General features: G+C 64.7%; 11 protein-coding genes. 5 read left to right on the top strand and 6 right to left on the bottom strand.

Annotated elements, in window-relative coordinates; translation table 11 throughout:
• Positions 1-27 precede the first annotated feature (27 nt).
• On the bottom strand, positions 28-2,253 hold the full coding sequence (locus IEY28_RS11445; RefSeq protein WP_188997542.1) for an AAA domain-containing protein: 2,226 nt from the start codon (positions 2,251-2,253) through the stop codon (positions 28-30).
• 369 nt (positions 2,254-2,622) lie between these two features.
• Between IEY28_RS11445 and IEY28_RS11450 the strand changes: the two genes are divergently transcribed.
• From IEY28_RS11450 to IEY28_RS11460, 3 genes are all read left to right on the top strand, one after another.
• Positions 2,623-3,447: an IclR family transcriptional regulator gene (locus IEY28_RS11450; protein ID WP_220639445.1), complete on the top strand. Its 825-nt coding sequence runs from the start codon at positions 2,623-2,625 to the stop codon at positions 3,445-3,447.
• Between the two features lie 24 nt (positions 3,448-3,471).
• On the top strand, positions 3,472-4,812 hold the full coding sequence (locus IEY28_RS11455; protein ID WP_188997546.1) for a sulfatase family protein: 1,341 nt from the start codon (positions 3,472-3,474) through the stop codon (positions 4,810-4,812).
• A gap of 701 nt (positions 4,813-5,513) precedes the next feature.
• A complete protein-coding gene (locus tag IEY28_RS11460; RefSeq protein WP_188997549.1) occupies positions 5,514-6,710 on the top strand; it encodes a C39 family peptidase in 1,197 nt (398 codons plus the stop codon).
• A gap of 44 nt (positions 6,711-6,754) precedes the next feature.
• On the opposite strand, the gene IEY28_RS11465 is transcribed toward IEY28_RS11460, so the two are convergent.
• On the bottom strand, positions 6,755-7,177 hold the full coding sequence (locus IEY28_RS11465) for an Ig-like domain-containing protein (protein WP_188997551.1): 423 nt from the start codon (positions 7,175-7,177) through the stop codon (positions 6,755-6,757).
• A gap of 171 nt (positions 7,178-7,348) precedes the next feature.
• On the opposite strand from IEY28_RS11465, the gene IEY28_RS11470 reads away from it, so the two are divergent.
• Positions 7,349-8,449: an AI-2E family transporter gene (locus IEY28_RS11470; protein ID WP_188997553.1), complete on the top strand. Its 1,101-nt coding sequence runs from the start codon at positions 7,349-7,351 to the stop codon at positions 8,447-8,449.
• A 67-nt stretch (positions 8,450-8,516) separates the two neighbouring features.
• Here the strand turns inward: IEY28_RS11470 and IEY28_RS11475 are convergent, their stop codons facing one another.
• The 4 genes from IEY28_RS11475 to IEY28_RS11490 form a co-directional block, all read right to left on the bottom strand.
• Positions 8,517-8,813 (bottom strand): DUF5789 family protein, encoded by a 297-nt coding sequence (locus IEY28_RS11475; protein WP_188997555.1) that lies wholly within the window; start codon positions 8,811-8,813, stop codon positions 8,517-8,519.
• A gap of 106 nt (positions 8,814-8,919) precedes the next feature.
• Positions 8,920-9,981 (bottom strand): zinc-dependent alcohol dehydrogenase family protein, encoded by a 1,062-nt coding sequence (locus IEY28_RS11480; protein ID WP_188997557.1) that lies wholly within the window; start codon positions 9,979-9,981, stop codon positions 8,920-8,922.
• A gap of 169 nt (positions 9,982-10,150) precedes the next feature.
• On the bottom strand, positions 10,151-10,300 hold the full coding sequence (locus tag IEY28_RS11485) for a hypothetical protein (RefSeq protein WP_188997559.1): 150 nt from the start codon (positions 10,298-10,300) through the stop codon (positions 10,151-10,153).
• Between the two features lie 366 nt (positions 10,301-10,666).
• Positions 10,667-12,295 carry an alkaline phosphatase D family protein gene (locus IEY28_RS11490; RefSeq protein WP_188997561.1) on the bottom strand — a complete coding sequence of 543 codons (1,629 nt, stop codon included), beginning with the start codon at positions 12,293-12,295 and terminating at the stop codon, positions 10,667-10,669.
• A 423-nt stretch (positions 12,296-12,718) separates the two neighbouring features.
• Here IEY28_RS11490 and IEY28_RS11495 point away from each other — a divergent pair, with 423 nt between their 5' ends.
• Positions 12,719-12,973 (top strand): HalOD1 output domain-containing protein, encoded by a 255-nt coding sequence (locus IEY28_RS11495; RefSeq protein WP_188997564.1) that lies wholly within the window; start codon positions 12,719-12,721, stop codon positions 12,971-12,973.
• The last annotated feature ends 133 nt before the right edge of the window (positions 12,974-13,106 follow it).

Consider the following 13,106-nt stretch of genomic DNA (forward strand, 5'->3'; position numbering starts at 1 on the left):
TGCCGTCCCACTAGTAGCGTCCGCTCGTCACACCGGAATGAAATCCGGGTCGACTGCGCTCAGTCGGTTGGTGTTTTCGAAGAACTGATAGAACGACTCGTAGCAGTCCGTACACTTGCCGTCGGCGTCGTACCGGAGCGTATGCCAGTCGGCGACGATGGCGCAGTACCGCTGTGCGCGCGTGAGCGCGACGTTCAGCCGGCGTGGACCGTCGACGGGCCGACCGAGAAAGCCGATATCGCCGTCGCCGTTGCTCCGGACCAGCGAGAGGACGATAGCGGTCCGCTCGCCGCCCTGAAACGAGTCGATAGTGTCGACCGTGACGCGGTCGGCACAGTCGAGGTTGTCGGCGAGCGTGTCGCGGATACACGCGAGTTGTGCCGTGTAGGGCGTGATGACGCCGATCTCCTCGGGCGGGACGTCCGCCAGCAACCCGTCGACGATGTGGGTGACCAGACGCGCCTCCGTCGGGTTGGCCTTCGAGTGCTCGACCGTCTCGACCGATCCGCCGACGTTGTACCCCTCGATAGCGGGCCTGTCGGGGAGCGGCTCGACCGCGCGGCCGTTCCGTAGCGTCCCGTCGTAGAACGTCCTGTTCGAGAAGTACGCGATGTCCCGATGCATCCGGTACTGGGTCTGGAGTTGGAGGCCGACGCCCTCGTAGACGCCGCCGTCGGCGTAGACGTGCTCGAACAGCGAGTGGCCGTAACTCGATTCGGGTGGGGCCTCGCCCGCGCTGTAGGGCGGGAGCTGTCGGTGGTCACCGGCCAGCACCGCCCGCTCGGCGCGCACGAGGGGGATACACGAGGCCGGACAGGTCGACTGGGTCGCTTCGTCGAGGACCAGGAGGTCGAACTCCCGAGCCAGCGTCGCGGCGCTGTTGTTCGTCGCCGCGACCACGTCGGCCCGGCCGGACACGTCGCTATACGCGCGAGCGACGACGTCGCTCGCCGAGTTACTGGCGTTCACGCGGTCGAGCGCGAACTCCCCCTCGCCGTGCTGTCCGTACGCGTGCAGCGACCGACGGTCCGGGCTAGCAGCCGTCGAGGCGCCAGCCACGAGGTTGTCGACGGCCTGATTGGAGTCCGCACAGACGAGGACGCTCTCGCCGGCGGCCGCCGCCCGCCGGACGACTTCGACGAGCGTCCGGGTCTTCCCGGTGCCCGGCGGCCCGTGGATACAAAACAGGTCGTCGGCCAGCAGTGCGTGTTCGACCGCGAGTTGCTGCTCTTGGTTCAGCGCCGCGTCACGCTGCTCGCTCTGTGCAGCGGCGCCGTTCGAGAACGTGATTGGACGCGTCCCCGCGAGTACCTCGCCGAGGCGGTGGTCGCGTACCCCCTCGATTGCGGCCCGCTCTCTGTCGAAGGGCACGGGATTCAACAGCGCCGTGAGTCCGACCGTCGTGTCCCTGCCAGCGAGTACGGTGTCGAGCGTCGTCGCCCCGGAGACGGCACTCCAGTCGACTCTGAGCCAGACGTTCAGCCCGCGAATGCGTTCGACCGTCGCCTCGACGGGGAACTGGTCGGGACTGCGCCCCTCGACGGCGTGGACCAGCACCTCGTTGCCCTCGTGAATCCCGAACTCGGACTCGACGAAGAACGCCCAGTCGCCGTCGCGCCGGGATTCGAGATGTGCCGGCAAGTCGACGCGGAACCGGTACTCCCCGCCATCCTCGGACCCGACTGTGTGGAGTCGTGGGATCGCGTCACCGCCGCCCTCGTACAGCGCCAGCGGCGACTGCCCGAGTGCACGCTCGCGGTTCGCTTCGCGCGTCGCCGCTCGCTCGCTCTCGACGAACGACCGGAGACCGTTTACGAGCGAATCGAGGTCGAGCGGGTTCCGGGCCGGTTCGCTGTCGTCGATCGGCGAGTCGTACGTGGGCGGATACGTCTCCGGGACGTAGTCGGAGTGCCAGAACCGGATGCGGTTCGCGAGTCGGGTCTCGCCGAAGGCGTCGGCGTCGAGGAAGTCCCTGTCGCCGTCGCGCTCGAAGACGAAAATCGGTCCGTGGAGGGAGTGGTCGGTGAACGCGACGAACGTGTCGGTGTGGTCCGCCGAGTCCGCTCCGTGGAGCGGGATACACGTCCAGTCTTCCGACGGATGTGAGAGGGCGTCGTGGTGGCCGGCGAACTCGGCGATCGGTCTGGCTGGAACGGCCGGACCGCCGTCGGCGAGGTCGGCGTCCGTGGCCGCGTGGAGGGTCGCATCCTCGAGCGCGAAGCGCCCGATGATGTGATCGAACAGGAGCGACATCTGTCAGCGCGTTTGTCCCTCTCGAATAAAACACTACGTGCCGTCGGTCCGAATCGCGTCTGACATGTTACACGTGTCTCCAGACGCGTCGGACGGGTGGCCGTATCGGCCGTGCGGCGGCGGTCAGTCGTCGCCGGTCGCTCCAGTCGCGTCAGCAATCTCTCGCACCGTCTGTAGAAGGTCGGCAACGGTTTCGAGAAGTCGTCTAGCTGCTGGAGCAGTCGTTCGGCGTCGTCCACTTCGCTCTCGCCGCTCGGTGTCTCGGTGTGCGCCCCAGCGCGGATCCCGTTCGTCGGCGGGATAGCACCGACGCACATCTCGTTCACGTTTCGTGAACATTTATGCCCTAGCTACGCCTGCTATTCCGGTATGTCCCGTCCGACTATCTCGGATCCAGCGGAGATGGACGGCAGAGTCGCCCGGACGACGGTCACCAGTTTCCGCATCGTCGACGCGCTTCGGGACCGCGACGCCGTCGGCGTCACCGAACTCGCAGACGAGTTGTCGCTCGGTAAAGGAACGGTCCACAAGCACCTGAACACGCTCCACGAGATGGAGTACGTGGTCAAGGAAAGGGGGAAGTATCGCCTCAGTCTGGGGTTTCTCGGGCTCGGTGCCAGCGTCCGCACGCGGATGCCCATCTACCGAGTCATCCAGCAACCACTGGAGAACCTGGCGGAGTCGACCGGCGAGGCCGCGAGCGTGTTGATTCCGGAACACACGTCGGGCATCTACCTCGCTCGCGTGACCACGGGCACTGAGCCGCCGGCGGAGCTGTACGAGGGCAAACGGGTGCCACTGACCGCCACGGCCGCCGGAAAGGCGATTCTCGCGTACCTCCCGGCGGACGAGCGCGACCGGATTCTCGACGAGTCGGGACTGCCGAAACTCACGGACAACACCATCACCGACCGCGAGACGATGCTCGAAGAACTCCAGACGATACACGACGACAGGACCGCACACGACAGGGGCGAACTGGAGGCAGACCGCCACTGCGTTGCGTCGCCGATCACCGACGCGGACAACACCGCCATCGCGGCCGTCTCCGTCTCGGGCCCGGCCGAGCGGATGCGCGAGAAGTCCATCCGGCAAGACTTCCCGAGCATCCTCGGGAGCACGGCGACGTCGATCAAGAACCGTGTCGCAAACGAGCAGTCGAAGCGGCAGGCGAGTGCGGACCCGAATAGATAAACCGTGGATGATACAGGTACACGCATGACCACCGACACGCCACCCAACGTCCTCGTCGTGATGTCGGACCAGCAGCGGTGGGACACGCTGGGTGCGTACGGGTGCCCCCACGACCTGACGCCGACCCTCGACAGCCTCGCCCGTGACGGCACCATCGTCGAGTGCGCGATTACCCCGCAACCGGTCTGTGCGCCGTACAGAGCGGCCTTCCACACCGGGAAGTTCGCGACGGAGGCGGGCGTCTGGCGCGAGGGGTTGGCTATCGACCCCGACGAGACGACGCTCGCCAACTGGTTCGCGGACGCCGGCTACGACGTCGGGTTCGTCGGCAACTGGCACGTCGGGGGCACCTTCGACGTACCCGTCCCCGACGAGATGCGCGGCGGCTACGAGGACTTCTGGCGGGCAGCAGACGTCCCGGAGTTCACCTCACGACCGACCGAAGGATACCTGTACGACGAGGACGGAGCGGAGGCCCCGTTCGACACCTACCGCACCGACGCCTTCGTCGACTTCGCGCTGGACGCGCTGGACGCGCTCTCAGAGCCGTTCTTCCTCGTCGTCTCGCTGGTCGAACCCCACCACCAGAACGATATGTGGACCTTCGTCGCGCCCGAGGGGTACGCCGAGCGCTACGACAAGAACCCCCACGTACCGGCCGACCTCCAGAACTGCCCGGGGGACTGGTACAGCGAACTGCCCGACTACTACGGGATGGTAAGACGGGTGGACGAGGCGATGGGGCGGCTCATCCAGCGACTTCGTGACCTCGGCATCCGCGACGACACCGTCTTCGCGTACACGTCCGACCACGGGAACCACTTCCGTACGCGCCCGGGCGAGTACAAGCGGTCGCCACACGACTCGGCCGTCCGCGTGCCGCTGCTGTTCAGCGGCCCCGGCTTCGAGGGCGGTGGCCGAATCGAACGGGTGGTCAGCGCTATCGACCTCCCGCCGACGCTGCTCGATGCCGCCGGGATAGACGTTCCAGACGAGTTCCAGGGGGATAGCCTCCTCCCGGTGATTCGCGGCGCCGAACCCGACGAGGGCGGGGAGGCGTTCGTCCAGATAAGCGAATCACAGATGGGCCGTGCCCTGCGGACGGACCGATGGAAGTACGCCGTCGCCGCGTCGAAAGAGACCGGCTGGCGCGGCGGCAACGGTGAACCCGCCAGCGATTGCTACGTCGAGCGGTACCTCTATGACCTCCGTCGGGACCCGATAGAGCGAATCAATCTCGCCGGCCGACCGAACTACCGCGACGTGGCCGACCGACTGCAGCGACGACTGCTCGACCACATCGAGACCGTCGAAGGGGACAGGCCGACGATCAAACAACTCGAACGAGGATACAAGGAGTACTGACCGCGGCCACGGGACAGTCGGACAAGACGAGCGGTACGGCCCGTTCGCAGGCCGAGACGGCCACCGACTGGCACCTGCGATATCTCTTCGCCGCCGGTGGGTGCTTCCTGACGATTGCAGCGGTGTCGAACGGACCGCTGTCAGACTCCCTGTTGTCGGGGGCGAACGTCGGCGTCGTCGTCGCGATGGTGTTTACGCTGCTCGCGGTCAGCCACTGGGCGACCGAGTCGTCGGAGACGGCCGGGGTCGCGATTCGGAGTCCGTGACTTCCTCGACCGTACAGACGATGGCCTCCCGACCGTCGGAGACGCGGACGACGAGCCCCTCGTTTCGGGCGTATCCGATAGGCGATTCACCGTCGGTTTCGGCCGCGGGAGGCAGGCGCTGCTATAGTAACAATTGAAACGATTCACACACCGACCGCACTGCCTCGTGCGGTCGGGTGTGCATTGATTTTCAATGGCTACTATAGTCTGTCGCCGAGACCCACCAGCGGCGTTCGCACGACGTCGCTCTCAGAACCGGACCGGGTCCGACCCGCGTCTCACGCTGTCGTCGACGGCGTCCCCGAGACGAACGAGTCGGCAACGGCCGGCAGGTTGAACCGCCACGAAGACGCGATAGAACAGCGCCAAAATGTATAAAATTACATTATTTTGGCCCAAAAATATTAAGTCTCGTGACGTTATTTGTCGCCACGTATGGAAGAAGACCATACAAGTCGACGAGACGTTCTGCGGGGTATCGGTGGCGTCGGACTCACGGGAGCGGCACTCACTGCCGTCGGGTCGGCGGCGGCACAGGGGAAGGCACCAGTCAAGAAGGCGACTGCTCGCAAGACCGCCCGTGCTGCGGCGGACTACTACGGCGACACCGAGGAGTTCGGTGAGTGGAGTGCAAGCGGGGTCAAAGCCCCGACGCTGTTCTACACGGACGTTCAGGACGGCGGGTCGACGACGCACGTCCCCCGGTCGTGGGTGTTCCCCATCGAGAACCGTGGCGAGGACGTGGGGTACATCAACGTCAGTGCCCGACAGACGGAGCAACCGATACTGACGTTCGGTGCGAATCGGGCCCCACAGCGGCGACTCGCAGACGCGAAACGCAAGACGCCCGCGAGCCCGAAATCCATCACCGGTCGGTTCCTCTACCGCGGCGGCGTCGAGTACTTGGTCGAATCGACGGACGTGGGTGCCGTGGACCTCCGAAGCGGAAAGCCAAAGCAACCGAAGCCAGTCGCCGACCTCGAGACACTGCTGCCCACGGGGAAGCGAAACGACAGCGGCGCAAAGGAACAGACCAGTCAAGAAGACTGGTCCGGCGATACCGACGACGAGGTGTACGGCGTGCCGAACTGGACGGAACACGACGCCGGGAACGCGAACTCGACGAGCATCGGCAGCGGTGACGACAGTTGGGACTCCTGGGACGGCTGCGTTCCGATAGCAGCCTCGATGGTTCTGGGCTTCCACGAGAACCTAGACGACAGCGACGACGACGCTCGCGAATCGCTCATCGACCGACTGCACATGGAGATGGACACGGGCGACGGGAGCCTCTGTTCGTACTGCACGTACTGGAGTAACATCCCGAGCGGGATAGAGAACTACTCCAGCGGGTCACACTCCTACAGCGCGGAGAACATCCACTCCGGGTTCAAGGGGAACGTCAAGACGCAGATCTCGAACGACAACCCCTTCATGCTCAACATGGAGAACGGTCCCTACACCGACAAGGGCGAGGGCCACTCCGTCTGTGGTATCGGCTACCGGGAAGAATCCTGTGGCTGGTTCTGCAGTGACATGTACTACAAGGTCCACAACGGCTACGACGACAGCCCGGACCTCGTCACCCACGGCGCCTGGGGCGACGTCTGCATCACGAAGGTCACGACCTAGCCAGAGCGGCCCTAGCAGACGTTCAGGAGAGGTCGTCGCAGCGGTCAGGCGAACTCGTCGGCGAAGACGATGTTTTTGGCGGCGTTGTACAGGACGTGGAGGCCGCCGTCGCTATCGGCGGTCCACGTCGCCGTTTCGGACGGCCCGCCGTCTACGGAGACCGAGACGTCGTAGTCGGCGTCGAACACGACCTCGTTGTTGAATCGCTTCGTTTCGGCGGACGCGAGGTCGACCGTCGTCTCTATCCGTGCCTCGTCACCGTCGGCGTCCGCCGCCGCGACGCGAACCGAGATGGTGGCGGCACCGTCCCGGAGGTTGTGGAGGTAGATGTCTGCCGCTCCGCGACTCGAAGCGTTCGACTCGTTGGTTCCGGTGGTTCCGTTGGCGTCGAGGGCGGAGCATCCCGACGCGACTGTGAGCGTCGTCGCGGCGAGGGATCCGAGCAGGGACCGACGGTTCAGTGGCATAATCCGTTCGAACAATCGATCCAGTCGGTGAAAAGATTGTCCCCCGAACGCCCCTGTTCTGTCGACGTCGAGTCGGCACGTCTCGCCCTCGGCCCCGGCCGAGAGAACCCAGTGGCAACTACTCGGATACCTGTCCGCAGATTTATGTGTCGTTCCCTGATGGTAGTTCGTATGGACGAGAAACGTCTCGTTGTCGCCCTGTTTGGCCTCCTCGTCACCGTCGTCGTCAGCCTCCTCGCGTACCAGTTCATCGCACCGCTTACGGTCTCTGTCTTCCTCTACTACTCGACGCGCCGCTTTCATAAATCACTCCGCCGACTCAGACTGCCGGCGAGAGTCCGCGCCGTCGTCGTCATGGCGTCGCTCGCCCTCCCCTTGCTCCTGCTCGTGAGTTATGCCGTGGTCCTCCTCGTCCTCGAAGCCCGGCAGTTCGTCGAGCAGTACGAACTCGTCAGCGTGGCCGCGACGCACGTCGACTGGCTCGGACAGTTCGAGTCGATACCCGACCTCACTGTCCAGGGCCTCTACGAGGCCTATCAGTCCGGTCAGTTGTCGCCGCTGGTCGAGTTCCTCGGCAACCACGCGACGCTGTTGACATCGGTCGTCTCGAACTTCTTTCTCAACCTCTTTGTCACCGTCATCGTCACCTACTACCTCCTGCTCGACGGCCGACGCATCCGGGAGTGGCTCTTGCGGTTCGACGACGGTGCGATCATCCGCGAGTACCTCGAAGCCGTCGACGAGGAACTCGAAGCGGTCCTGTTCGGGAACCTCCTGAACGTCCTCGCGATTTCGCTCATCGCTATCGCCGCCTTCTCGGGGTACAACGCGCTGGTCCCGGCGGCCGCCGAAGTCCCCTACCCGGCGCTGGCCGGTGCCCTGACCGGAATCGCGAGCCTCATTCCCGTCGTCGGGATGAAAATCGTCTATCTGCCGCTTACGGCCATCACCGCCCTTCCGGTGGTCCTCGGGAGCGACTCCTCGCTGCTGGTGTACGTGCTGACCTTCCTCGGGGTCGCGGTGATCGTCGTCGACACCATCCCCGACTTGCTGTTGCGGCCGTTGCTGAGCGGCGAGAACACCCACGTCGGCCTCTTGATGCTGGCGTACACGCTTGGCCCCGTCGTCCTCGGGTTCTACGGGCTCTTTTTCGCGCCGATACTGCTCGTCGTCGGACTGACCTTCGCCAACACGGCACTCCCCCGGCTCCTCGGCGCGGACGACCCCGACGGACTCCACCCCGACCAGTTGCGACTCGACGACTTCCGGTGACCGGCGGCCCGGCATAACTCGGGGGAGCCGTCACGTAGCGCTGGGACCCGTCGTATCGGCTACTGGATCAGAGCGAGACGTCTTCGCTGCGAGCGTCCGTGACGCCGGACTCGATACCCGCTCTGTCGTCGTAGTACTTCCGGCCGATGAACCCGTCTTCGAGGTTCCCGACGAGCGACGTATAGAGTTCGTCCGGCGAGTGGTAGGTGTCTTCGTCGGTGCGATTCAGGATGTCTCTGACAGTGGCCACGTCGCCCGCGGGCGTCGACAACTCCACGTCACCTAACTGCCCGACTACGGTCGTCCGGTCGGTGGGGAAATCAAACGCTTGCTCGAACAGTTGGAGGGTTTCGGAGTAACGCATCGGTACTGACCAATCGAATCCTTAATCAAAAAAGATTATGGATTTGGTCGCCCAAGGCACGCCCGAACGGAACGCTACCGGTGAGCAGTGCCGGCGGACCCGGTCGTCAGAACTCGTCGATGACGGGGATGCCGACGGTTTCGAACTCCGTCATCGACGCGAGTTTCTCGCCGGTCTGGTCGAGCGACACCGTCTCGGAGACCATCGCCGCCGGGTCGATTTTCCCGTGTGCCAGCATCCGGAATATCTCGTCGTAGCGGGGACGCGGCATCCCGATGGTCCCGATAAACTGGAGTTCGTTGGCGACCATCAGGTCGGTGGGAAGCGAGACTTCGCCGCCCTCCTCGCTCGACGTGAGCCCGATCTGGAGGTGCTGGCCGCGTTTCCGAAGGCACCGGACCGAGTTCCGACACGTCTCGGCGATGCCGAGTGCGTCGACGGAGATATCGGCGCCGCCGTCCGTAATCGCCGCCACTTCCTCGGGCACGTCTTCGACCGCGTTCGCGTTCACCGTTTCGACGGCGCCCAGTCCGGCGGCGACGTCCAGTTTCTCGTCGAACAGGTCGACGGCGACGACGTTTGCGCCCACCGCATCGGCGATGTGGACGGCAGACAGACCGACCCCGCCACACCCGTGGACAGCGACCCAGTCGCCGGCGGTGACGTCCGCCCGGTGGACGAGCGCGTGAAAGGCGGTCATGAACCGACAACCGAGACCGGCCATATCAATGGGGGCGACGCCGTCCGGGAGGCGGACGACGTTGAAGTCGGCCCACGGGACGTGGAACTGTTCACCGAACGCGCCCGGCGATTCGGGGGCCAGACCCAGTGGAAGGCGGTTGTCACAGAGGTTCGAGTGGCCGTTACGACACGAGGGACACGTCCCGTCGCCGAGGTTGAACGGAACGGTGACGCGGTCGCCCTCGCGTACTTGTTCGACGTCTTCGCCGACGTCGACGACCACACCCGCGGGTTCGTGTCCCAGTACGTGGCCGTCTTCTAACCCCCTCGACTCCCAGAGCGGGTCGCCCTGCCACGCGTGCCAGTCGCTCCGGCAGATGCCACACACCTCGGTTTCGACGACGACTCCCTCGGGGTCCGGTTCGGGTGCGTCGATATCCCTGACCGCCAGTGGTCGTCCGTGCCCAGTAAACACTGCTGCGCGCATAGTACCATATCAATCGTTGACATTCAGCATAATCGTGTGGGTGGGCTGGCACGCTGACCGAGCGCCCCGACGTTCGGGACGGCGTCGTTTCGACCGTATCGAGAGCGCGACGGAGACGGTCTCCGCCAAGTCTCTCCCAGCGACTCGGCTGTGACCGGACAGAGCGGTGTTAGACGACGGCCGCGACCCAATCGGCCGTGACGAACTTGTGCCGACAGCCCTCACAGAGTTCCATCTCCATGACCTCGCCAGTCGCGAGGTGGACGTGGTACCGCTGTGTCGGCAGGTCTTCATCACAGTTAGCACACCTCACGGGCATGTTCGGTGCTACGCGTCCGGTCGTGATAGATATTCGCACGCTAATACGTTCCGCCGGTCGCTGTCGGACCGGATGTGAACGCCGCTCACGCAACGACTATATGTAATCGAGCGTGATTGTATGCTGATGGAACACGTACGCTACGACTGTATCCGCTGCAGCAGTAAGCTGAGCTATCAGACCACGAAACACACCGGCTGTCCGGACTGCGGATTCCTGCCTCCGCACAGCGCCGACTGAGCGTCGGTCCGACTCGGTCCGAGCGGCGTTCGTCGCCGTGTGGCCACGGACTGTCAGCGTAAGCCGCACTTTTCGACCTGCGGCCGGTGTTCGGGAGACGAACGGTCCCGCGGTCGCTCGCAGGGGTCAGTTACACCGTTCGCCGAGGCCGGGGGCCCCGTCCTCGACGACGAACGTCGCGTCCGTCCGAATCGGTGCGCCCCTGTCGGTCACGTAGTCGACGACCCGGAATTCGGTGACCCAGCGGTCCGGCGTCAGCGTACAGCGAGTGTAGCCGCGCCGGCCGTTGTTGTACGCGACGTTCTCGTTCTCTTCGACGACGTATCGGCCGAGCGCGCCCGCCTCGTCGCTGTCGAAGTCGGTGTACTCGGCCCCGTCGCCGCCCGAGGAGATGGACGTCCCGACGAACTCGGTCCCGATGGTTTCGCCGTCCCGCCGTGCGCTCGTAATCTCGTTCGCCCAGTTCGAGTGGAAATCGCCCGTCACGACCACCGGGTTCCTGACGTGGTCCTCGAAGGCGTGCTTGACCGTCCGCTGGTCCGCGGCGTAGCCGTCCCACTGATCCATCCGGTAGCCGTCTTCCGCACCTTCGAGGAAGTCCATCTCCGCGAAGGGGACCTGATTCGCGAGGACGTCCCACGTCGCCGTCGACGCTTCGAGGGTCTCGACCAACCACGCCTCCTGTCGGTCGCCGAGGATGGTACGGTCCTCGCTGAACCGGGCCTGACACTCGTCGACGTTGAACGCGTCGCCACAGGCCTGATCACTTCGATAGAGGCGTGTGTCGAGGACGTCGAACTCGACGAGATCGCCGAAGGCGTAGTTTCGATAGAGCTTCTGGTCCGGACCGTCCGGTTTCTGGGCCATCCGGAACGGCATGTGCTCGTAGTAGGCTTTGAACGCCGCGGCACGGCGTTCGAGGAGGTCTCTGACGGTCTGTTCGTCGGGGTCCTGTGGCGTGTCGCCCGCCCAGTTGTTGTCGACTTCGTGGTCGTCGCGGGTGACGAGCCACGGTGCGGAGGCGTGTGCGGCCCGCAGGTCGGGGTCGGACTTGTACAGACCGTACTGCAGTCGGTAGCGATCGAGTGTCGTCGGCTCGGCCCGGTACGCCTGCGGGACAGACGTGTTCCGGACGCCGCCGTCCGGGCCGATGCCGTACTCGTAGATGTAGTCACCGAGGTGGACGACGAGGTCGAGTTCGTCCTCGGCCATGTGCGAATACGGCGTGTAGAACCCGTCGTACCACGCCTGACAGGACGCAAACGCGAACCGGAACTCGTCGGGTATGGCTCCGGGGGCAGGGGCGGTCTTCGTCCGCCCGACGGTGCTACGGTGGCCACCGGCGCTGAACTGGTAGTAGTACTCGGTGTCCGGGTCGAGATCGCGAACGTCGACGTGGACGGCGTGGGCGTTCTCGGGCCGGGCAAAGACCGTCCCCGTCTGCACGACCGGGCGCATGTCTGCTGCTTCTGCGACGGTCCACGTGACGGGGACCTTCTTCTCCGGCATCCCGCCACCGCGTTCGAGCGGCGACGGCGCGAGGCGAGTCCAGAGAATCACGGACTCCGGGAGCGGGTCACCGGAGGCGATGCCGAGAGAGAACGGGTCGCTCGTGAACCGACCGTCGTCGTCGACGGCCGTGGCGGTCCCCGAACCACCGACGATTGCGAGGGCTGTTGCACCACCGGTCCGCTGGAGGAAGCGGCGGCGACTGTGTGCGTCCGGGTCGGGCGTGGGTGGATTGTGGGTGTCCATCCACGTGGGCGTCGATAGTCGCCAGAGGTAGTCGTTTCTAATATTTCATTATAGGAATAACTCTCGGTTGACTGGTCTATGTAGGCCTTCGACAACGAGTATACCGGATTATTCAGGGCGGATGTGGCCTTCTCGATAGTATAAGCTAGTCGAAATTTCGATCGTCGCTCCTCGGTGGCAGCGGTGAGAACCGTGTTCGACTAGGCGGGGGATACTGCACCGCTCGTCACGGTCTGGTCTGCATCCAGTGCCGGGTGAGTGAGGCCGTACTCGGCGACCCTCGACGACGGCCCACGCAAAGCGCACAGCGAGTCGCGGCAGCGAAGAACACCGGGGCGTTCTGGCCCGCTGACACCGCTAACCGAAACACTACGCTCCACCCTTGCAGTGGATTTTTCCCGATGGGGAAGTGTCACTCAGAGTGTGTCATCTACGCCGGTCGAAGACGTGCTGACGGCTATCGCGACGGCGAGAGGCGTCGAGCCGAGCGACCTCGAACTGACGCTCGAAAACTACGTCGCCTGTGATGCGATTACGACGCTGACGAAACATTCCGAAGGGGCTTGGCGACTCTCGTTCGAGGTACCCGACCACGAGGTGACGCTCACGAGCGACGGCGACATCGTCGTCGACGGAACCGTCGAACGTCGTTGGACCGACGACTCGGCGCGGTTTTGAGAACGACGTGCCGCCGTCGGAGGCCGTCTGGACACGAGCGTGCCAGTCGTCGGTTACTGCCGCCGCTGTGGCGTGCCGTTGTGACCGCTCTACCGGGTAGGCATCGCCTGAACAGATAACGGATGGTTTAGCG

It is taken from the genome of Haloarcula pellucida, assembly GCF_014647235.1.
GTDB lineage: Archaea > Halobacteriota > Halobacteria > Halobacteriales > Haloarculaceae > Haloarcula > Haloarcula pellucida.

Excerpts from the sequence above, each read along its gene's own strand:
- IEY28_RS11485 (WP_188997559.1), bottom strand. The coding sequence starts at position 10,300 with ATGCCCGTGAGGTGTGCTAACTGTGATGAAGACCTGCCGACACAGCGG.
- IEY28_RS11480 (WP_188997557.1), bottom strand. The coding sequence starts at position 9,981 with ATGCGCGCAGCAGTGTTTACTGGGCACGGACGACCACTGGCGGTCAGG.
- IEY28_RS11450 (WP_220639445.1), top strand. The coding sequence starts at position 2,623 with ATGTCCCGTCCGACTATCTCGGATCCAGCGGAGATGGACGGCAGAGTC.
- IEY28_RS11470 (WP_188997553.1), top strand. The coding sequence starts at position 7,349 with ATGGACGAGAAACGTCTCGTTGTCGCCCTGTTTGGCCTCCTCGTCACC.
- IEY28_RS11465 (WP_188997551.1), bottom strand. The coding sequence starts at position 7,177 with ATGCCACTGAACCGTCGGTCCCTGCTCGGATCCCTCGCCGCGACGACG.
- IEY28_RS11455 (WP_188997546.1), top strand. The coding sequence starts at position 3,472 with ATGACCACCGACACGCCACCCAACGTCCTCGTCGTGATGTCGGACCAG.
- IEY28_RS11490 (WP_188997561.1), bottom strand. The coding sequence starts at position 12,295 with ATGGACACCCACAATCCACCCACGCCCGACCCGGACGCACACAGTCGC.
- IEY28_RS11475 (WP_188997555.1), bottom strand. The coding sequence starts at position 8,813 with ATGCGTTACTCCGAAACCCTCCAACTGTTCGAGCAAGCGTTTGATTTC.
- IEY28_RS11445 (WP_188997542.1), bottom strand. The coding sequence starts at position 2,253 with ATGTCGCTCCTGTTCGATCACATCATCGGGCGCTTCGCGCTCGAGGAT.
- IEY28_RS11460 (WP_188997549.1), top strand. The coding sequence starts at position 5,514 with ATGGAAGAAGACCATACAAGTCGACGAGACGTTCTGCGGGGTATCGGT.